General features: G+C 68.8%; 18 protein-coding genes. 9 read left to right on the top strand and 9 right to left on the bottom strand.

Going from position 1 to position 19,615, the window contains the following annotated elements; genetic code table 11:
• Positions 1-6: 6 nt before the first annotated feature.
• The 4 genes from ENSA7_RS24780 to ENSA7_RS24765 all read right to left on the bottom strand — a co-directional run bounded on the left by ENSA7_RS24780 (position 7) and on the right by ENSA7_RS24765 (position 4,597).
• Complete coding sequence (locus ENSA7_RS24780) at positions 7-1,410, bottom strand: radical SAM protein (RefSeq protein ID WP_106091812.1); 1,404 nt, start codon at positions 1,408-1,410, stop codon at positions 7-9.
• Position 1,411: 1 nt separating this feature from the next.
• Positions 1,412-2,308, bottom strand: a complete 897-nt coding sequence (locus ENSA7_RS24775) for a hypothetical protein (RefSeq protein ID WP_146158095.1) — start codon at positions 2,306-2,308, stop codon at positions 1,412-1,414.
• A 191-nt stretch (positions 2,309-2,499) separates the two neighbouring features.
• The gene (locus ENSA7_RS24770) at positions 2,500-3,723 is read right to left on the bottom strand and encodes a hypothetical protein (RefSeq protein ID WP_106091810.1); all 1,224 of its coding nucleotides are present in this window, start codon (positions 3,721-3,723) and stop codon (positions 2,500-2,502) included.
• 7 nt (positions 3,724-3,730) lie between these two features.
• Positions 3,731-4,597: a hypothetical protein gene (locus ENSA7_RS24765; protein ID WP_106091809.1), complete on the bottom strand. Its 867-nt coding sequence runs from the start codon at positions 4,595-4,597 to the stop codon at positions 3,731-3,733.
• A 95-nt stretch (positions 4,598-4,692) separates the two neighbouring features.
• Here ENSA7_RS24765 and ENSA7_RS24760 point away from each other — a divergent pair, with 95 nt between their 5' ends.
• Positions 4,693-5,559 (top strand): hypothetical protein, encoded by an 867-nt coding sequence (locus tag ENSA7_RS24760; RefSeq protein ID WP_106091808.1) that lies wholly within the window; start codon positions 4,693-4,695, stop codon positions 5,557-5,559.
• 6 nt (positions 5,560-5,565) lie between these two features.
• Here the strand turns inward: ENSA7_RS24760 and ENSA7_RS24755 are convergent, their stop codons facing one another.
• Positions 5,566-6,036 carry a hypothetical protein gene (locus ENSA7_RS24755; RefSeq protein WP_146158094.1) on the bottom strand — a complete coding sequence of 157 codons (471 nt, stop codon included), beginning with the start codon at positions 6,034-6,036 and terminating at the stop codon, positions 5,566-5,568.
• A 439-nt stretch (positions 6,037-6,475) separates the two neighbouring features.
• On the opposite strand from ENSA7_RS24755, the gene ENSA7_RS44115 reads away from it, so the two are divergent.
• Positions 6,476-8,113, top strand: a complete 1,638-nt coding sequence (locus tag ENSA7_RS44115; RefSeq protein ID WP_181234067.1) for a choice-of-anchor Q domain-containing protein — start codon at positions 6,476-6,478, stop codon at positions 8,111-8,113.
• 145 nt (positions 8,114-8,258) lie between these two features.
• Here ENSA7_RS44115 and ENSA7_RS24745 read toward each other — a convergent pair whose 3' ends face one another.
• Positions 8,259-9,134 carry a hypothetical protein gene (locus ENSA7_RS24745; protein WP_106091806.1) on the bottom strand — a complete coding sequence of 292 codons (876 nt, stop codon included), beginning with the start codon at positions 9,132-9,134 and terminating at the stop codon, positions 8,259-8,261.
• 87 nt (positions 9,135-9,221) lie between these two features.
• The gene (locus tag ENSA7_RS24740; RefSeq protein WP_106091805.1) at positions 9,222-9,938 is read right to left on the bottom strand and encodes a DUF4336 domain-containing protein; all 717 of its coding nucleotides are present in this window, start codon (positions 9,936-9,938) and stop codon (positions 9,222-9,224) included.
• A gap of 79 nt (positions 9,939-10,017) precedes the next feature.
• Between ENSA7_RS24740 and ENSA7_RS24735 the strand changes: the two genes are divergently transcribed.
• The 6 genes from ENSA7_RS24735 (at position 10,018) to ENSA7_RS24710 (ending at position 16,697) form a co-directional block, all read left to right on the top strand.
• Positions 10,018-10,536: a MarR family winged helix-turn-helix transcriptional regulator gene (locus ENSA7_RS24735; protein ID WP_106091804.1), complete on the top strand. Its 519-nt coding sequence runs from the start codon at positions 10,018-10,020 to the stop codon at positions 10,534-10,536.
• A gap of 292 nt (positions 10,537-10,828) precedes the next feature.
• Entirely contained in the window at positions 10,829-11,845 is a 1,017-nt protein-coding gene (locus ENSA7_RS24730) for a 3-oxoacyl-ACP synthase III (protein WP_106091803.1), read from the top strand.
• Complete coding sequence (locus ENSA7_RS24725) at positions 11,842-12,777, top strand: alpha/beta fold hydrolase (protein ID WP_106091852.1); 936 nt, start codon at positions 11,842-11,844, stop codon at positions 12,775-12,777. The genes ENSA7_RS24730 and ENSA7_RS24725 overlap by 4 nt, the downstream gene beginning before the upstream one ends.
• Positions 12,774-14,483 carry a fatty acid CoA ligase family protein gene (locus ENSA7_RS24720; protein ID WP_244923899.1) on the top strand — a complete coding sequence of 570 codons (1,710 nt, stop codon included), beginning with the start codon at positions 12,774-12,776 and terminating at the stop codon, positions 14,481-14,483. Before ENSA7_RS24725 ends, ENSA7_RS24720 begins: the two co-directional genes overlap by 4 nt.
• A 10-nt stretch (positions 14,484-14,493) precedes the next feature.
• Positions 14,494-15,486: an NAD-dependent epimerase/dehydratase family protein gene (locus ENSA7_RS24715; RefSeq protein ID WP_106091802.1), complete on the top strand. Its 993-nt coding sequence runs from the start codon at positions 14,494-14,496 to the stop codon at positions 15,484-15,486.
• A gap of 2 nt (positions 15,487-15,488) precedes the next feature.
• Complete coding sequence (locus ENSA7_RS24710) at positions 15,489-16,697, top strand: fatty acid desaturase family protein (protein WP_106091801.1); 1,209 nt, start codon at positions 15,489-15,491, stop codon at positions 16,695-16,697.
• A gap of 17 nt (positions 16,698-16,714) precedes the next feature.
• On the opposite strand, the gene ENSA7_RS24705 is transcribed toward ENSA7_RS24710, so the two are convergent.
• Positions 16,715-17,539, bottom strand: coding sequence for a metallophosphoesterase (locus ENSA7_RS24705; protein ID WP_106091800.1), 825 nt, complete (start codon positions 17,537-17,539; stop codon positions 16,715-16,717).
• Between the two features lie 56 nt (positions 17,540-17,595).
• The gene (argH, locus tag ENSA7_RS24700; RefSeq protein ID WP_181234066.1) at positions 17,596-18,906 is read right to left on the bottom strand and encodes an argininosuccinate lyase; all 1,311 of its coding nucleotides are present in this window, start codon (positions 18,904-18,906) and stop codon (positions 17,596-17,598) included.
• 98 nt (positions 18,907-19,004) lie between these two features.
• On the opposite strand from argH, the gene ENSA7_RS24695 reads away from it, so the two are divergent.
• Complete coding sequence (locus ENSA7_RS24695; RefSeq protein WP_106091798.1) at positions 19,005-19,478, top strand: MgtC/SapB family protein; 474 nt, start codon at positions 19,005-19,007, stop codon at positions 19,476-19,478.
• Positions 19,479-19,615 lie beyond the last annotated feature (137 nt).

The raw sequence follows: 19,615 nt of genomic DNA, 5'->3' as shown, positions 1-19,615 counted from the left end.
GCTGGCTCACTTCATGGGGCCGTTGAGCACGCGCAGGCTCTTGACCCCGACCTTGGGGCCCTTGCTCTTGGGTCGGGGCCGAAACGCCTCGGGCCCGACCAGCCCCTTGCGCTGATCGAGGCGCATCCCGCCGGGATCGCGGGCGATCACGGTGTTGACCGCGTCCTTGACCAGCGCGGTGAGGGCCTCGCGGATCGGCCCGTCGCCCAGATCGCCCTGCAAGTTGCGATAGTGCAGATCAAACGAGGCGCTGTGGGCCAGCGCGTGGCCGTTGGACCGGGCGCTGAGCAGGATGTCCACGCGGGTCTCGGGCCCGAGCTCGAATCGGTACACGCACGCGCGGCGCTGCAAAATGACCTCGCGCAGGCGGGCGTCGTGGCGCTCGGCGACGCCGTCGATCAGCGCCGTCCACAGCGGTTGATCCGTCGCGCTCGCGTCACCCTCACCGGGGCGATCGGAGCCGACCCACAGCCCATACTCGGGCTCGTCCCACTCGGTCGTGCGCGGGTAGGGGACCAGCAGCTGCTCCTCCCAGCCGTACTTGGTGATGTAGGGGTGGTGCAGGCCCAGGCACGACTCTGCATATTCGCACTGGGCCTCGTGGACGCACGCGAACTTGGGATAGATCTCGTAGAACTCTTCGACGATCACCACGTCGGGCTGGGTGTTGTCCTGGCTGGCCGCGTCGTCGCCGAGCAGGCAGCGGGGCACATACTTGACCGCGGTCTCGATGCCATGGGTGCGCGCCCGGGCCAGCGCCTCGCGCAGCGCGGGCGCGAGGTCGTCCATGCACGCCAGCAGCTCGCGCTCGTCGGAGTAGTCCTCCATCGGCAGGTAGTTCCACCACTCCATCCGCGTGGGCGCGAACGGCCGCACGGTCTCGACGATGTCGGCGAGGTGCGCCTGGTTGAGGGTCGTGAGCACCGTGTTGGTCATCAGGCACACGCCGAGCTCGACCAGGTTCTGCATGCCCGCGATCGCCTCGTCAAAGCTGCCGTCACGCTGCGAGATGTAGTCTTGGGTGGCCGCGTCGTGGCCGTGCAGCGAGACGAAGAACTCGTCGATCCCCGCGTCGACGAGCCGCTTGGCGAACGCCTTGTCGGCCAGCAGCCGGCCGTTGGTCTGCAGGCGAATGTGCTCGAAGCTGCCCGACTCACGCGCGTAGTTGACGTAGTCGAACAGCTTGCGCTCCATCGTGACCTCGCCGCCCGTGAAGGTCACCCGGCGGTAGCGGCCGGTCGTGCGGTTGTCGTCGACCGCCTCCGTGTACAGCTCCCACGGCACGCCCTTGAAGTAGTTCATGCCCTCTTGCACGATGCAGAACCGGCACGCGCTGTGGCAGTGAAAGTCGACGGTGACCGTGAGGTCCTCGAAGCGGGTCGGCTCGAATCGTCCTTTGTAGCTCTCCATCTCAGAAGCTCCCGTAGTAGCCGGTCTTGGGGTACGTGACGCGACCCTCGACCTCGCGGTATTCGATCGCTACATCGAACAATAGGTGCTCGAGCGCCGCCTGATTCGCGGTCAGGAACTCGAGCATCGGCGCCGGGTAGTCAAACCGCTTGTAGGTGAACGCGAGCTGCTCGACGTTCACGCCCGAGAAGCACAGGCTGTCGCAGGTCGGGCGCTTGGCCACGTGCAGGCGGCGGCACGCGAACAGCTCGGGGATCATCACGCGGCCGAGCAGGCGCGGCTGGGCCGTGAAGTTCACGAACTCGCTGGTCTTGATCGCGGGCAGCACCTCGTTGATGTGGCGCTTGGGCTCGCGCAGCAGCTCGCTGCTGACCAGCTCGCGGGTGGTGCTGGTGACGCGGTAGACCGAGGTGGTGGGCGAGCCCGGCTCGCGCTCGTGTAGCTCGATCGCCTCGATGCGACCGGTCGCCATGGTCGACGGGTCGAAGCGCAGACCAAGCACCGCGTAGGGCCCGAGCGCGTCGAGCCCGGGCGCCAGCTCGAGCCACGGCCGCAGGGCTGCGCGGAGCGGGTCGAGCACGCCGAGCGGCGCGCCAGGTTGGTCGTTGAGCAGGCGCAGCTCCCACGCTAGCTCGCTGGTCTGGAGATCCACGAACACGCCCCAGATCGAACGATCGACGCCCAACCGACGCTGGATCGCGTGCAGCGGATCGTCCCAGGCGTCGAGCTGCCCGGCGTGCAGGAGCGAGTGCCACAGCAGGTTCTCGCCGCGGACCTTGTCGGCGAGCGGACGGACCGGGCGGTAGGCCTCGAAGCCGACGTTGAGGTGTCGGTCGCGGTTGCTGGCCGGCACCAGCTCGCTGGGGGCCGGGGCCGCGGGGTGATCTTGGGGCGACAACGCGGTCAAGGGTACGCCAGCGGCTCGCGCGTGAGTAGCGGGGGGCTTCGGCGCCGTCGGTTTGGGGCGTGGGTGTGAAGATCTGTGACGGCAGGCCGATCGCGCCGGTCGCGAGGCGGGTGGCGTCCGTAATTACCCGGTGCATGCCTCTGAGGCCCGACTCTGCATGCCGAAATCCCGCCAAACCCGAGTCACCGCGGGTTCAGAGACAGCGCCCCGTCATCATTCGCGGCGATCGTCGCGAGCACCGGCCCCACAAATTCCGCGATCGCCAGCTCCGCAGCCGGCCCCTCGACGTCGGTATACGCGAGGTTGAACGAGCGGCTCTGCGTGAACGTGCGCGCGTCGTCATCGCGGGCGGTCAACACCAACACAAACCGGGTCTGATCAGGCATCTGCATGGGGTAGCGCGCCTCGGTCCGGGTCAGCGACACACCCGCGACCAACGACGCGTGCTCACCGAGGAGCTCGAGCCAGGCCGCGTGTCCGCGCGGGGTCGCGTTTGCGCCCGCGCCCAGCTCGACGCTGCGGTCACGCTCGCGCCACGGCTGCGTTCGGGGGCTGGGCTGCAGCCGCTCGAGCTCCCAGCCGTGGGTATTCACGTACGCGTGGTGCAGCCCGAGACAGGCCTCGGCGTGCCCGCACTTGGCCTCGTGCAAGCAGTTGAATCGCGGCAGCGGTCGCCCAGGCCGAATACCCTCGAACGCGTCGGCCGAGCCGTTGTCGAGCGCGTCGCTCATCTCCGCGAGCAGGCACGCAGGTACGTGCCGAACGACGACCTGCACACCCGCCGCGCGACACTGCGCGATCGCCCGCTTCACCGCAGGGATCAGCGCCTCGAGGCTCACGATCAACGCCCGCGCCTCGGGACTGTCACGATCGGCGAGGTAGCTCCACAGCGCGATCCGCTGGGCCCCCTCCGCGATCGCCAGCGCGACGATCCGCGGCAGCGCCTCGAGGTTCGTGGTCGTGACCACGACGTCGACGAGCACGCGCACGTCGTGCTTGGCCAGCCGACTCAGGCAGGTCGTGACGTCAGCGAAGTCGCCCGCGCGCCCGGTCAACGCGTCGTGCAGCGCGGGCGTGTCGCCGTGGAGCCCGACGCTGAATTCGTTGACGCCAGCCATGACCACGGCCCGGACTTGGGCGGCCTCGGTGAGCCGGCGGGCGCTCGTGTCCAGGCGGATCCTGGTGAACCCGCCCGCCTGCGCGGCCATCACGAACTCGAAGCCGTGCTGCTCGAGCGCCGGGCCGTCACCACAGAAGATCACCCGCGCGTGGGTGGGCGCCTGCGCGTGGTGCTGCGCGAACGCGGCGAAGCGCGACAGCTCGACGGCCGCCGGCCGGCCGTCTGCACGCGGGCGGCCAGGCAGCGGCGCCTCGGAGTCGATCGTGACCAGCAGATCGTCGGACATGAGCGAGCTAGAGCGTAGAGTAGTACCCGGTCTTGGCGTAGACCAAGCCCCCGTCGGGGCCGGTGTGATAGTCAATGCCGACGTCGAACAGCAAGTGCTCGAAGCGCTCGCGCTGCTGCTCGACGAACGCTCGGACCTCGGGCGGGTACGCGAACCGCTCGAAGAACCACAGCAGCTGATCGACCGTGATCCCCGAGTAGTAGATCGCGTCGGCGAAGCGCTTCTTGGCCACACAGATCTTCTGGCACTCGAACAGCTCGGGGATCACGATCTCGGCCAGCCGCGTGCGCGTGAAATCGACGTACATGCTGCGCTGCACCTGATGCAGGATCGCGTCGATCTCGAGCTTCGGCCGGTGAAAACGGTAGGTGTTGCGCAGCTCACAGGCGCCCTCGCGCACGGCGTAGGAGTGGCCGCCCTGGCCCTCGTGGAACTGCAGGTACACGTTGAGCTCGTCGACCTGGGCGCGGGCGAGTGACCCGGCGTCGAGGTCGAAGCTGTACATGAAGTAGCGGATCTCGTCGGGCACCCGCACGCGGATGTCGAGCTCACCGACAAGCGCGTCGCGCAGGCCGGCCGCGGTGATCTGGGTGTCCTCGCGCTGGGGGTCGTAAAAATACAGCTCCCACGACAGCCTGGCGTCGAACCACTTGACGCCAAACACCGTCATGTCGCGGCCGGCGGCCCGCTGGATCGCGTGAAAGATCGCGTCGTCACGCGCGGGCAGGCCCGCGACCTCGAGGCTGTTCCACAGCAGGCTCTCGCCGCGCAGCTTGTCGGCGGGATCGCAGCGCGGCTCGTAGATCTCCAGGCAGTAGTCGAAGAAACGATCGCCGGGCGTGCTCGGGATCAGCAGCGTTCGTGGGTGGTTCATGGCGGGCGGCCTGCGCGGCGGGCACGGAACCTCGCGCGCACGATAACACGCGCCCGACTGCCCGGGCGTGATCGAGCAAGGTAGGCTTGCGGGCCGTGGCCACGCCCAGCCCCATGCTTCGAGCCTTGCTGTCCGCCGGTCAGGATCCCCCTGACGAGCTGCTGTGCTTCGACGAGCTGGCCCGCGCGGGCGCTGCGGCGCCGAGCTTCGAGGAGTACTCGGCGCGGATCGGCGCGCAGGCGTCGGTGTGGCGGCAGACCTGCTATTTCGACGTGGCCAGCGATCCCAGCCTGGTCGCGGTCGCCAACGAGCGCCTGCAGCGGATCGCCGAGGCCCTGGCCGTGCCACTCCCCCCGCGCATGGTGGGTGTGCTGGGCGACGGCGGCGTGTCGGGGCCGGAGGTCCTGCAGATCGTGCTGGGCATCGACGCGGCCCCCGAGCGACCACGCCTGAAGTACTACCTGATCTTTCGTGACGACTCGGCGCGCTGCGTCGAGCAGCTGCGGGTGGCCCTGAATGCGCCTCCGCTGCCGAGCTCACTGCGGCCTGGCGCCGTGTATATCCTGGGTCTCGACTTCACGCGCGAGCGGCTGTCCGACTTCAAGATCTACGTGCGCCTGGACCCCACGCGGGTCCGCGCGGCGATCCGCAACCTCGCGCAGTTCGAGCCGCTGTGGCGCGGCAGCCGGTACCTCGTGTTTCAGCGCTGCTTGCTCAGCGCCGGGCGGCAGGTCTACTTTCACGCGTCGTCGCCGTTGGTGCTCGATACCTGGCTGCGCGGATGGGCCGCGCGTGCGCCCGCCGTGCGGGGATTTTGCGGGCAGGTCGAGCTCATGAACAAATCACTGAGCGAGCAGGGGATCGCGCCATTGCGTCCGTGGATCGCCTCGCTGCCCCACGCCAATGGTGCGCTGCAGCACACCCCCTCCAATGTCTACTATCACTTCACCGATCACGAATAGGGGGACTCAGGCGCTCGCCTCCCGGAGCCGTCGGAATGCGTCGACGCCCTCGCGCTCGAGCGCGACGCTGAGCGGTAGACCCTCGCGCCGGGCCAGGTCCAGAGCCCAATTCAGCCCGCCCTCGAGCGTGCTGTGGACCGTGTGCGGAGCCGAGAGCCGCGCGACCCAGAACACCGCTGTCAGGGCCCCGCGCACCACGATCGAGGGCATGATGAACGCCGCGCCGACCAGGCAGCCATCGAGCAAGTCGCCCGATGCATTGATCCAGTCGGCGTAGATGCGCCGCTGCACCGCGGTGATCTTGGTGCTGATCGAGCAGTCGACCACCGAGATGCAGCGACCGCCATTACGCTGCATTCGCGCCCACATCGCGGTCTGGCCGGCGAGGTACTCGCGCAGGTTTTCATCGGTCGTCGCCTCGACCTGGGTGCTGAGGTGAATTGGTTCAAAGCGTGTGATGATCTCGTACAATGCCATCGGGGGACCTCGGGATGTCACGGCTGTCGGCCAGCGGGGAGGAGTCTCGCCCGCGCCCTGCCTGGGATCTTTGTGCACCCATCGCACGACTTGCTTCAACCTGCGTTACAAGCTCGCCCGACCATACCGGCCAGCGCGGCCGGATCGCCGCGAGCCTGATCTCGTCAACCAGTGAATACAGTGTTGGAGAGGGTGCGGTCTGAGCACCCGGCCTCGCCGAGTTGGTCAACGGTCTCTGAAGCTGCGGGTGCCCACGCCGATCACGTGGTTGGGTGCGCCCCGACCACCCGCGAGCGCCGCGGACCAATCTACGCTGGCGCTGCGCTGGCGGGGCGCAATGGGGCATGTGGGCGGGGCCGTTGTCCCCGAGTGGGGCGCTGTCTATTCTGCCGGCATGAGCACGGGCCGTCTTCACTCGTTATATGCTGCGTTGGCGATTGTGGTGGTGCCAGCAATCGGCTGCGCCGATCCGAGCAAGGTCGCGGACGACGACACCAGCACGACCGGCGACGGCGACACCGGGGATGGCGACGGAGATCCGGGCGACGGAGACGGCGATCCGGGCGACGGAGACGGCGATCCGGGCGACGGAGACGGTGATCCCGGAGACGGAGACGGAGACGGCGATGGCGACGGCGATCCCCCGCCCGCGGTCTGTGACCCCCCGCTGGCGCTCTACGACACCTCACAGCCGACCGCGGTGATCGGCACGGGCAGCCCGGCGAGCTGCACGGCGGCCGCCCTGACCGCGGCGGCTGAGGCCGGCGGCACGATCACCTTCGACTGCGGGCCCGATCCCGTCACGATCACCCTGGACCAGACGATCGTGCTCCCGATCGACGTCGACACGATCATCGACGGTGAGGGCCGCGTCACGCTGGACGCTGGCGGCCAGGTTCGCCACTTTTCGTTCAACCACCCCGACTGGATGAACAACCCGACGAAGATCGTGCTGCAGCGCATGACCTTCATCAACGGGGCGGCGCAGGCCGGTGAGTATTTTCCCCAAGATCCACAGAACCCCGATTGCGCGTACGGCTACAAAGAGGGCTCGGGCGGGGTCATCTACGTGCGCAACGGCGTGCTCCACGTGATCGACTCCCACTTTCAAGACAACGCCGCCGCGCTCGAGGGCCCCGATATCGCGGGCGGGGCGATCTATGTGCTCGGGGTGCCCGAGGTGATCATCTCGGGCAGCAGCTTCATCGACAACCGGGCGGCCAACGGCGGCGCAATTGGTATGCTGTTCGCCAATCCCCAGATCTACAATTCAGTGTTCGAGGGCAACACCGCGCTGGGCGTCGGGCAGAACTATGTCGAGCCGGGCTGCCCGAACTTCAACCACGACGAGCAAGGCGGGGCAGGGGGCAACAGCGGCGCGATCGTGTTCGATGGCCTCAACGACGAGGACGAGGTCTACACGATCTGCGGATCCGTGTTTCGCAACAACAAGGCCAACGAGCTGGGCGGCGCGCTGTTTCGGACCCCGAACGCGGGCCAGCGCCAGATGTTGATTGACCAGTGCGTGTTCGACGGCAACACCGGGCGGCTCGGGGGCGTCTCGTTCATCAAGGACAACGCGGTGACCGTGCGCGGTTCGACCTTCATGAACAATCGCAGCGGCGTCAACGTGGCCGGTGACGAGCTCGGCGGACCGCTCGGTGGGCTGTGGATCAACAACGGCACCATCGACCTCGAGAACAGCACCTTCTACATGAATTCGCCGTCGGGCCTCGACGTCGACAACGGCGGCACGGTGACCAACGCGACCTTCGTGGGCAGTCGCGTTGGGGGCAGCTTCAGCGTGAACAACAGCCTGTTCGTCGATACGAGCTGCGGCGACCCCATGACGGGCGCGAACAACCTACAGTGGCCGGACCAGGGCGCGTGTGTGACTGGAATCAGCTTTGCGGATCCACAACTGGATGCCATCGGGGATCACGGCGGCGCCACGCCCACGCTGCTGCCCGCGGCCGGGGGCGCGGTCGAAGGGGTCGGCGTGGACTGCCCGGCCATGGATCAGCGGGGCGAGCCGCGGGATCCCTCGAGCTGCGCCGCCGGAGCCGTCGAGCCCTAACGGTTGTTGTGACCCCCACATGGAGTTCGACACTTCGGCGACTGCAGCCGCTTCGCTCCTCGGGGTCGCTCGTACTCGACCGCATGTGTGGGCCCCTACCAGGGGGCTTGTCGTGCTCCACATGCAATTTGCAGCTCGCGGAGCGTCACTGCTCGAAGCAGTAGATCGGGAGCGCCTGTTCGCACCCGGCACCGCACATTGGCACCAGCGTCCAGCTCTCGTTCATGGCCTTGATGTAGCCGACGCGGCCTTCACCAGTCGACACGGTCCAGCCGCTGCAATTGGCCGCCAGGGTCTGACCGTTGGTCGAGACGCCGGTCCACACGACCGCGGTGTCGCCGTTGCACCCCAGCGGCGCGTCAGCTGGCTCTCCAAATTCGTTGACGTAGATCGGAAAGTCCAGCGTACCGTCGAGCAGATCTGCCCAGCTGTTCGCTACGATTGTACGGCCGTCTGGGAGCACGAAGTAGCCGTGCTGCGTGAAGGTCGACGCGGGGTTGTTGGGGCCGACGCCGATCCACGCCTTGAATTGGCCTTCGAGCTTGGCGTCGCCGGCCCGCTCGTTGCACTTCGCGTCGGCGCCGTCGAGCCCGCCGAGCGCACCCGTGTAGAACTGCGAGGTCACGAACACGACCCGCGCCACGCCCTGCGCGTCGACGCACTTGCTGCCCTGACACATGTGCTCGGCTGGACAGACGTCGCCACAGCCGCCGCAATTGAGCGGATCGTTGGCCGTGGACACGCAGGTGCCCTCACAGTCGATCGACGGGGGCGTACACATGTCGCCGTCGCCGTCACCCGGACGCGTGGTGCTGGGGTCGCCGTCACCATCGCCGTCGGTCTCCGGATCGTTGTTGGTGTCGGCGTCGTTGTTGGTGTCGATGTCCGTGTCGGTATCGGCGTCGGCGTCGAGCCGACCCTCAGTCTCGGCGTCGTCGAACGCGGGGTTGGGCAGCGTGCACGCTGCCGCGAGCGCAGCCACCAGCAGGCACGTGACGCGCGCGCGAATTCCCTCGAACATCGGCCGAGCATAGCCCGATGTTTCGCGGTGCACAGTGGGGATCGAAGCGTGCCGAAGCCCATCCGCGCGCGGACGAGCACCTCGTGCTCACGCCGCGCTGCGAAGCCCACCGAGCATCCACTCGAGCGCGCTGCGCAGTCGCTCGCGCGCGTCGGCGCCCTCGATGGACTGCCCGTGAGACATGATCACCCGAGAGAACTCGAGCTCGAGCATGCGCGCACAGCAGCTGGCGGCGACGGCCCGATCTTTGGTGACGCGCCGCCACAGCTTGCTCTGGGTCGTGCGCTGCCAGGCGCCGACCATGCGCAGGACCAGCTTGGTCAGCGCGCCGGTTGCCTCGTGCATGTTGAACACCAGGTCACACAGGATCAAAGTCGCGCTCTCGCGGTGCAAGAACACGAACTCGCTGAGCGCGGGGGCGCCCGCGATCTCGAGCACCTCGATCTCGCCCGCCCAGACCTCGTGACCGTCGACGAGATCCACGTCGATGCGCAGATCAGCGCGCTTGCGGCGAAGCCCGACCGGAGCGTAGACCGTGGCGTCGGGCCAGCGCGCGCTGGCCGGGCCCATGTGCAGGTGGTGAAAGCTGTTGGGCGCGACGAGGTGCCGGACCGGACCGAGCGCGTCGATCTGGGCCGCGAGCGCGTCGTCGATCGCAACGGGCGAGTGGATCCACAGACCGCCAGGCTCACCCGACTCGCCCGACAGGCGCACGATCGTCATGCGCGCGGGGAACTGGACGCCAGCGCCGAGGCGCTGGACCGAGTCGACACACCACAGATCGCCGTCGAGTTGGTTGAGCATGGGATGATAGTCAAGCAAGCCTGACTAAATTGTCAAGGAGACTTGACTAAAATTTGGCAGGCGCCAAGATCGCCGCTGCGTGGCCAGGACCGGCAAGAAACGGGGCAACACCCCCGACCAAGATCCAGCGTTCGTCGAGCGGCTCGAGCAGGCCAAGGCCGCCAGCGTCGCCCAGCTGCTGTTCAAGTGCGCGCGTCTGCTCAACGAGCAGGCGGTCGCGCGGCTCGAGCAGCCGCCGGGCGTGCCGCGGATCCGGCCGGCGCACACGAGCGTGTTTCCACACCTGGATCTCGCGGGCACACGTCTGACGGAGCTGGCCCGGCGGCTGGGGATCAGCAAGCAGGCGGTCGGCCAGCTGGTCGACGAGCTCGAGCAGATGCAGGTCCTCGAGCGGGTGCCCGACCCGAGCGACGGGCGGGCCAAGTTGATCCGGTTTGCCAAGGCGCCCGGTCGCTCGCTGCTCGACGGACTGGCCCACCTACGCCGGTTCGAACAAGAGCTCGGCGTCGCAATTGGAGCCCCGCGAATGGCCGCGCTGCACGACGCGCTTGGTGCCTTGCTGGTCGCGCTCGAAGATCGCAGCACACCGTCGGCGTAGGCTGGGGCGCGACCTGACCTCGTCGACGATCAGCGGGCGCGAGCGCGCGACCATCGCGGCCGATCACGCGTTGATGCGCGAGCACGACGGTGCCCCATGAGGTCAATGCTCACGGGGATCGCGTATATGGGCGGCAAGCTCGATCCGGGATTGCGGCTGATCGCCGACAAGGCGCGGCCCTGATCAGGTTAATCACGCGCGGCGGCGATTCGTGATCATCGCCACGGGCGCGGGCTTCCACGCTGTTGTGGGGGCCCGCGGCCGAGAGTAGGGTGCGCGCCACGAGTCCCGCATGCGCTTTGACCATGTCTCGATCTGCAGCGTCGCCCACGTTGACGCGCCGGACCGGGTGACCTCGGCGGAGCTCGAGCGTCGCCTCGCGGGCACCATGAAGCGGCTGCACGTGCCGACCGGGCTGCTCGAGAGCCTCACCGGGATCACGGCCCGACGCATGTGGCCCGAGGGCACGCAGCCATCCGACGCGGCCACGCTCGCGGCCTCCCGCGCGCTCGCGGCCGCCGATCTCGATCCGCAGCGGGTGGGCGCGCTGATCAACACCTCCGTGTGCCGCGACTACGTCGAGCCGTCGACCGCGTGCCTGGTCCACGCCAAGCTCGGGCTCGCGCCGACCTGCATCAACTTCGACGTCGGCAACGCGTGCCTGGGGTTCCTCAACGGCATGGAGATCATCGGCAACATGATCGAGCGCGGCCAGCTCGACTATGGGCTGGTGGTCGACGGTGAGAGCAGCCGCTATGTGGTCGATCAGACCATCGCGCGGCTGTCCAGCGACACCGCTGATCAGGCCGCGTTCTGGGCCAACTTCGCGACCTTGACGCTTGGCTCGGCCGGGGTCGCCATGGTCTTGACCCGCTCCGATCTCGCGCCCAACGGGCATCGCTTCCTGGGCGGGGTGACGGTCGCGGCGACCGAGCACAGCGATCTGTGTCGCGGCCAGGTCGATCGCATGGAGACCAACTCGGGCGATCTACTCAACACCGGGCTGGAGCTGGCGCAGCGGACCTGGGCCGCGGCGCAGCGCGAGCTGGGTTGGAGCCCCGGCTCGCTCGACGAGTATGTGATCCACCAGGTCAGCAAGGTCCACACCGACAAGTTCCGCGCGGCCTTCGAGATCGACCCGCAGCGACTGCTCGCAACCTACCCGGAGTACGGCAACGTCGGCCCCGCCGGGGTCCCGCTGGTGCTGTCCAAGGCGGCCGAGCTCGGGCGCCTGCGCGCGGGCGATCGCGTCGCGCTGATGGGCATCGGCTCCGGGCTCAACTGCGCCATGGCCGAGGTGGTGTGGTGAGCGTGCGGGTCTCGGCCCGGCTGTACCCGTTCGCCGAGCACTGGCTCGAGCTCGCGCCCGGCGTGCGCATGCACTACGTCGACGAGGGTCCGCGCGACGGGCCCGTGGTCTTGATGCTGCACGGCAACCCGACCTGGTCGTTCTACTGGCGCCGGTTGATCAAGGCGCTGTCGCCGACCCACCGGGTGATCGCGCCCGACCACATCGGCTGCGGCAAGTCGGACAAGCCCGACGACTCGCGCTACCCGTATCGACTCGCGCGTCGGATCGAGGACATCGAGCGCCTGGTCGACGAGCTCGGGCTGGTCTCGCCATCCGATAGTGGGGCGGACAGCGGGTCCGGCAGTGGGCTGACCCTGATGGTCCACGACTGGGGCGGGATGATCGGCATGGGCTGGGCGCATCGCCACCCCGCGTCGGTCTCACGCCTGGTCCTGCTCAACACCGCCGCGTTCGGCCTGCCGTCGACCAAGCGGATGCCGGCCTCGCTGTGGCTGGCCCGCAACACCGGGCTCGGCACGGTGTTGGTCCGGGGCTTCAACGCGTTCTCGCGCGGGGCCACGCGGCTGTGCGTGACCCGGCGGCCGCTGTCCGCCGAGGTCCGCGAGGGCCTGTGTGCCCCCTACGATAGCTGGGACAACCGCCGCGCGGTGCTGCGCTTCGTGCAAGACATCCCGCTGCGGCCCGCCGATCCAGGCTTCGAGATCATCACCGAGGTCGGCGAGGCGCTCGGGCAATTCGATGATCGGCCCGCGCTGATCTGCTGGGGCGCGCGCGACTTCGTGTTCGACGATCACTTCTTGCGAGAGTGGCAGCGCAAGCTGCCGAGCGCGGAGGTGCATCGGTTCGCGGACGCCGGCCACTATGTGCTCGAGGACGCGGGCGAGGAGATCGAGGCGCTGGTCACCAAGTTCCTGGGAGTCACCACGTGAGCGCGAGCGCGGCGGCGACCGTCGCCGACATGCTCCCGCGCATGGCGGCGTCGCAGCCGGACGCGACCGCCATCTACTTTCCGACCAAGCGCCGCGACGCCAACGGGCTGCTCGAGTACGTCCAGGTCTCGTACCGCGAGCTCGACGAGCGCAGCGATCGGATCGCCGCCGGGCTCCACGCCGTCGGCATCGCCCGGGGTGATCGGGCCGCGCTCATGGTCAAGCCCAGTCCCGAGCTGTTCGCCCTGACCTTCGCGATGTTCAAGGCCGGGGTCGTGCCCGTGATGATCGATCCGGGCCTGGGCCTGCGCGGGCTCGCGTCGTGCCTGGCCAACGCCAAGCCCAGCGCGTTCATTGGGATCCCGCTCGCGCACGCCGCTAGGATCGCGCTGGGCTGGGGCCGCGAGACCGTGAATCGATGGGTGTGGGTCGGCGGCTGGTTTGGCGGCCTGGGCTCGGGCGGGCACACGCTCGCGCAGGTCGAGTCGCTGGGGGCCGCGCGCCTGCGAGCCGGGCACCCGCTCGGCTCGACCGGGCCCGACGAGATCGCCGCGGTGCTGTTCACGAGCGGCAGCACCGGGCCACCCAAGGGCGTCGTCTATCGGCACCGCACCTTCGTGGCCCAGGTCGAGTCGATCCGCGCAATGTTTGGAATTGAGCCGGGCGAGATCGATCTGCCCACGTTTCCGCTGTTCGCGTTGTTTGATCCGGCGCTCGGCATGACGACCGTGCTGCCGGACATGGACTCATCGAAGCCGGCAAAGGTCGATCCGCAGGCGATCATCGAGCCGATCCAGCGGTTCGGCGTGACGACCATGTTCGGCTCACCCGCGCTGCTCAACACGGTCGGTCGTCACGGCGAGCGCGAGCGCGTGCGGCTGCCCAGCCTGCGCCGGGTGATCGCCGCGGGTGCGCCGCTGCCCGCCCAGACGATCGGTCGCTGGCACGGCATGCTGGGGCCTGACGCCGATCTGTTTCCGCCCTATGGCGCGACCGAGTCGCTGCCGGTCGCGTGCATGCCCTGTCGCGAGATCCTCGCCGACACCTGGGCCTGGACCGAGCAGGGCGCGGGCGTGTGCGTGGGGTCGCCCGTGCCGTCGATCGAGGTCCGGATCATCGAGATCACCGACGACCCGATCCCAAGCTGGCGCGACGAGCTGGTCCTGCCCGACGGCGAGGTCGGCGAGATCGCCGTGCGCGGGCCGATGGTGACCGACGCCTACTTCAATGACGTCGCCAACACCGACAGGGCCAAGATCCTCGACGGCGAGCAGATCTGGCACCGCATGGGCGACGTCGGCTGGCGCGACGAGCACGGTCGGATCTGGTTTTGCGGTCGCAAGAGCCACCGCGTGGTCATTAGCGACGGCCCGACCATGTTCACGGTCTCGAGCGAGAAGGTGTTCGACGCCCACCCCGACGTCTATCGCAGCGCGCTGGTCGGTCCGCGGCAGGGGCCGAGCCTGTGCGTCGAGCTCGAGCCTGGGTGCGCGCGCGCGTGGTCGTCGATCGTGTCGGAGCTGCGCGAGCTGGCCGAGCGGACCCCCGAGACCGAGGGGGCCCGCGGGCTCGGGGGTGCATCGCTCGCGGGCATTCAGCATTACTTGCGCTACGACCAGCGCGGCGGGTTCCCGGTCGACATTCGCCACAACGCGAAGATCGGGCGCGAGCGGCTGCGCGCCTGGGCCGAGGAGCAGCTCGCGTGAGGGGGTTGGCGTGACGGTGCTCGTGACTGGCGGAGGCGGCTTCCTCGGCAAGTCGATCATTCGCGCGCTCCTGGATCGCAACATTGCGACCCGCAGCCTGTGCCGGGGCGACTATGCGTGGCTGCGCGAGTGGGGCGTCGACGCCCGCCAGGGAGACGTCGCCAACGCGCAGGCGGTGCTCGACGCGGTCGAGGGCTGTGACGCTGTGTTTCACGTGGCCGCGCGCGTCGACATCTGGGGCCCCTACGCGCAGTTCTACGCGACCAACACCCAGGGCACGCTCAACGTGATCGACGCCTGCCGGGCCCACGGCGTCGGCAAGTTGATCTACACGAGCACCCCCAGCGTGGTCCATGGCGGCGACGCGGTCTCGGGCGTCGACGAGTCGGCCGCGTACCCCGATCACTTCGAAGCCCACTATCCCGCGACCAAGGCCCTGGCCGAGCAAGCCGTACTCGCGGCCAATTCACCCGAGCTGTCGACGGTGGCGATCCGACCGCACCTGGTCTGGGGCCCCGGCGACACGTCGATGATGCCGCGGGTGATCGCCAAGGCCCGGGCCGGGCGGGTCCGCATGATCGGCGCGCCGCAGAAGATCGACACGGTGTACATCGACAACGCCGTCGACGCGCACCTCGCTGCCTATGAGCGACTTGGGCCGAGCGCCGCGATCGCCGGGCGGGCCTACTTCGTGACCCAGGGCGAGCCCCTCGAGGGCCCGGCGTTCATCAACGATCTGCTGGGCGCGGCTGGCCTGCCGCCCGTGACCAAGACCGTGTCGGTGGGCGTGGCCCGAGCGATCGCCGCGGTCGTCGAGGGCGTGTGGAGCCTGCTTCGACTCGAGGCCGAGCCGCCGCTGACCCGGTTCGTGGTCAGTCAGCTTTCGACGGCGCACTGGTACGACATTTCCGCCGCGCGGCGGGACCTGGGCTACGCGCCCAAGGTCTCGTACGCCGAGGGCATGGAGCGACTGCGAGCATGGGTGCAAAACTATCCTCTCTAGACATGGCCGACGTCGACGTGACGCAGCTCGACGCGGACGGCTCTCACGACTTCGAGGCCCACGGCGCAGCCGCGAAGGGCTTCGACCTCGACGCGTTCGCGCGCGATCTCGATGAGCTGCAAGAGCAGCTGCGCGGGACCGCAGGCGAGGCCGATCGTCGGCACCTGCGCAAGATCGAGATCTGGGGCCGGCTGGCCAGCTTCCTCGGCTACGCGACCGCCTGGCTGGCCCCCAACCCGGTGTCGATCTTCGCGCTCTCGTTTGGTCGGTTTGTGCGCTGGACCGGCGTCGCGCACCCGGTCTGCCATCGTGGCTATGATCGCGTCGAGGGGATCCGGCCCAGCCGGCGGGGCTCGGTGTTCGCTCGCGGTTGGCGGCGCGCGCTCGACTGGCTCGACTGGATCGATCCAGACGCGTGGCACGAGGAGCACAACCTCCAGCACCACTATCGGCTCAACGAAGAGGCCGACCCCGATCTGGTCGAGCGCAACCTGGCGTGGGTCCGCGACTCCGGCATGCCCCGGTGGCTGCGCGTGGCCTTGATCCCGCTGATGGCGGTCAGCTGGAAGTTTGTCTACTACGCGCCAAGCACCCTCGACGCGCTCGCGCGGGCCGAGGCCAGGCGGGCCGGGAACACGGGCGGGCCCTCGGTCGAGGACGAGCTGCGCGAGCGCTGGTCGGCCGGCGGCGTGATGAGCTTCAAGCCGCGCTCGAGCGCGCGGCTGTGGCTGCGCGGGTGGGGGCCGTATCTGCTGACCTACTTCTTTGTGGTGCCCGCGCTATTCACCCCGCTCGGAGCGTGGGCGGTGGCCAGCGTGGTGATCAACTCCGTGCTCGCCGAGCTGCTGACCAACGCGCACGCGTTCGTGACGATCGTGCCGAATCACGCGGGGGAGGATCTGTATCGATTCGAGGGTCGAACCCGCAGCCGCGGGGACTTCTATTTACGGCAGGTGCTGGGGACCGCGAACTTTCGCACGGGCGGGGATGTTCGGGACCTCATGCACGGGTGGTTGAACTATCAGATTGAGCATCACCTGTGGCCGGACATGACGATGTTGCAATATCGGCGCGCGCAGCCGTTGGTCCAGGAGATCTGCGAGCGGCATGGCGTGCCCTACGTGCAGGAGTCGGTCTGGCGGCGATGCTGGCGGGCGGTCGAGATCATGGTCGGCGATGGATCCATGCGGCGGTTTGGTCGCTCGCCGTGAAGTTGATGATTGAGTGATCAGGCGCGTACGAGCCGAATCAACGGGAGCTCGGGGCGACAGCAAAACCGCGCGGGGACCAAGCTCGTGCCTGTGCCCTTGCTGACATACAGCGGGCCCATCTGCGTCTCGTACCAGCCGGCGACGAACCGGCCGCTGCCGGGTGGCAGGATCGGCGCGAACGATCCGGCGCGGATCTGGCCGCCATGGGTGTGGCCGGCGAGGCATAGATCGAAGGGGCCCGCCGCTGGTGGGGCAAGCTCGTCGACGAACGCGGGGCTGTGGGTCAAGAGCAGCGCGATCGAGTCGGGGGTGGGACGGGCAGACAGCGGGCCCGGGGCGCCGCCCGTGTAGTCGTCACTCGCGTAGATTGCGAGGCCGCGATCGTAGGGGTGCCACTCGTCGACCAGCAGCTGCGCGCCCGAGCGTGCGTAGCTGCGAGCCAATTTGCCGCGCGGCAGCTGGCCCCAGTGCTCCCAGTTTCCGAGCGTCGCGATCACGCGCGCGCCGAGCTTGGTGAGCTCGGCGCACAGCTCGGCGAGCACGCCGAGCTTGGTGCTGTCGTCGATCAGATCCCCGGTCAGTACGACCAGCTGCGGCGACGCGCGGCGCAGCTCGGTCAGGATCTGGGTCTCGAGCCGGCCGAGCCCGGTCAGGTGAGCGTCGGTGATCTGGGCGATCACGAAGCCCTCGAGCGCGGCCGGGAGCGACGGGATCGGCACGTCGTGGCGCGTGACCTGCAGCCAGCGCGGCTCGACGCCCAGCGCGTCGACGCTGACGATCGCCGCTACAATTCCGGTGGCGCCAAGCAGCTTGCGTCGGCTCAGGTGGCGCTCTCGCTTCATCGATCAGCTGCTGTTGTATCAGCTGCGCCGATCGAGCTGACGAGCTTTGAACTCATTCAACGATAGCGAGCCGCGCGGGCGCGGGCGCTGGCGCTGACGTCGAGCTGCTCGAGCAGCGAGTGGGGCAGCTCGGCCGCGTCCAGATCAGCCGCCGTGAGCTCGACCAGGCGCTTGTTGGCCGCGCGCTGGCTGGCTACGAGCGCGCCGATCTTTCGATAGGCCACGCGAAACGGGACGCCCTGGCTGACCAGGTGCTCGGTCAGATCCGTGGCGATCGCGTCGCCACGCTCGAGCGCGGTGACGCAGCGCTCCGCGAGCAAGTCCAGGTGATCGAGACCCAGCGCGACCATCTTCAGGCAGCCGAGCGTGCCGTCGACGCTGGCAAACAGCGCCTGCTTGTCTTGCTGAAGATCGCGGTGATAGCCGGTGCCCAGCCCTTGAAAGGTGCTCATCAGGGCGACCAGCTCGCCCTGGCGCAGCGCCGCCTGAGCGCGGACGAGCTCGAACAGATCGGGGTTGCGCTTGTGCGGCATCATCGACGACCCACACGCGACCGCGCCGCCGAGGGTCACCAGGCCGTCGGAGCTGAGCTCGACCACGTCGGCGCAGAACCGGCCGAGGTGCTGGCCGATCCGGGCGCAGGCGAACGCGAGGGTCAGGGCGTGGTCGCGCGAGCCGACCGCGTCGATCGGGTTGGTCGGCGGACTGGTGAACCCGAGCTCGCGCGCGGCCACCCACGGATCAATGGGCAGCGTGTTGCCACCGATCGCGCCGGCTCCAAGCGGCGACTCGGCGATCTCGGCCTCGACGACGCCGAGCAGGTGGCGGTCGCGGGCCAGCGGCGCGCGCAGAGCCGCACCGACCCACAGCCGGGCGAGCACCGGGATCGCGACCTGGCGGTGGGTATAGGCCGGCATCGGGGTCTCGCCGTGGCGCTCGATCCAGGCGTCGAGCCGCGCGTCGAGCCGGTCGAGCGCCTCGAGCAGCTGACCGAGCGCCTCGCGGGTCCACAGCTTGAGATCGGTGGCGACCTGATCGTTGCGGCTGCGCCCGGTGTGGAGCTTGTCGGCCAGCTCGCCCACGGTCGCGCGCAGCCACACCTCGACGGCCATGTGCACGTCCTCTTCGAGCGGGAGCTCGACGTCCCCGCGGGCGACCTTGCCGGGCAAGCTCGACAGCGCAGCTTGCAGCTCGTCGCCCTCTTCGCGGGTGAGCAGGCCGCCCGCGACCAGTCCTTCGACGTGGGCGACGCTGCCAGCGACGTCGACGCCGAGCAGGCGGCGGTCGATCGGCAGCGAGGTCTGCCACGCCAGGAACTCGGGGTCGAGGGTGCCGCCGGTCGCTTCGGTTCGCGCGATGGAGCTCATGCCGGGCGTTATATGCGTCATGCGGGCGCTGTGCACGGCGGGCCCAGGCGCGCAAATCCGACCGGCGCGCGCCCACCTCCGCGCGCTATCGTGATGGCATGCAAGATCCTGGCGTCTGGACGCTCCTCAGTCGATTGGGCCTCGCGGTGGTGTTTGGTGCCGCGCTCGGGTGGGACCGGGAGGTGCGCAACAAGCCTGCGGGTTTGCGGACGCACATGCTCGTGGCCCTGGGCGCGGCGGGCTTCACCGTGCTCGGGCTCGGGCTGTTTCGCACGATGGCGGAGGTCGATGGGGCCGGGAGCGTCGACGTGATGCGGGTCCTGCAAGGGATCATCGGTGGCGTCGGGTTTCTCGGAGCCGGGGCGATCATCCAAGCGCGCGGCGAGGTGATGGGCATGACGACCGCGGCGGGGATCTGGGTGACGGCGGCGATCGGGATCGCGTGTGGGCTGGGTGAGCTGGTGGTTGCCGGGCTTTTGACCGGCGCCGCGATGGTCGTGCTCACCCTCGCGGTGGGGCTGGATCGACTGATCGAGCGCCGGATCAGGAAGCAGGAGGCCGAGGACGGGTGACGCCGGGCGCTGCACGGATCGACGGTGGGCGGTGACAGATCGCATCGGCGCTGGCACCCTGTGGGTCCCGTGTTGCTCACGATCGCTACCACTCACCAGCTGGCGACCGACCTCGGCTACTTGCTCGGGAAGAGGGT

The organism is Enhygromyxa salina, assembly GCF_002994635.1.
Classification (GTDB): Bacteria; Myxococcota_A; Polyangia; order Nannocystales; family Nannocystaceae; genus Plesiocystis; species Plesiocystis salina_B.
The sequence above is the reverse complement of the archived record's forward strand: the minus strand, read 5'-3'. Positions and strand labels throughout refer to the sequence as shown.

Bases quoted from the DNA above. Each gene is read 5' to 3' on its own strand.
- ENSA7_RS24780 (WP_106091812.1), bottom strand. From the start codon at position 1,410: ATGGAGAGCTACAAAGGACGATTCGAGCCGACCCGCTTCGAGGACCTC.
- ENSA7_RS24770 (WP_106091810.1), bottom strand. From the start codon at position 3,723: ATGTCCGACGATCTGCTGGTCACGATCGACTCCGAGGCGCCGCTGCCT.
- ENSA7_RS24765 (WP_106091809.1), bottom strand. From the start codon at position 4,597: ATGAACCACCCACGAACGCTGCTGATCCCGAGCACGCCCGGCGATCGT.
- ENSA7_RS24755 (WP_146158094.1), bottom strand. From the start codon at position 6,036: ATGGCATTGTACGAGATCATCACACGCTTTGAACCAATTCACCTCAGC.
- ENSA7_RS24745 (WP_106091806.1), bottom strand. From the start codon at position 9,134: ATGTTCGAGGGAATTCGCGCGCGCGTCACGTGCCTGCTGGTGGCTGCG.
- ENSA7_RS24740 (WP_106091805.1), bottom strand. From the start codon at position 9,938: ATGCTCAACCAACTCGACGGCGATCTGTGGTGTGTCGACTCGGTCCAG.
- ENSA7_RS24730 (WP_106091803.1), top strand. From the start codon at position 10,829: ATGCGCTTTGACCATGTCTCGATCTGCAGCGTCGCCCACGTTGACGCG.
- ENSA7_RS24710 (WP_106091801.1), top strand. From the start codon at position 15,489: ATGGCCGACGTCGACGTGACGCAGCTCGACGCGGACGGCTCTCACGAC.
- ENSA7_RS24705 (WP_106091800.1), bottom strand. From the start codon at position 17,539: ATGAAGCGAGAGCGCCACCTGAGCCGACGCAAGCTGCTTGGCGCCACC.
- argH (WP_181234066.1), bottom strand. From the start codon at position 18,906: ATGAGCTCCATCGCGCGAACCGAAGCGACCGGCGGCACCCTCGACCCC.
- ENSA7_RS24695 (WP_106091798.1), top strand. From the start codon at position 19,005: ATGCAAGATCCTGGCGTCTGGACGCTCCTCAGTCGATTGGGCCTCGCG.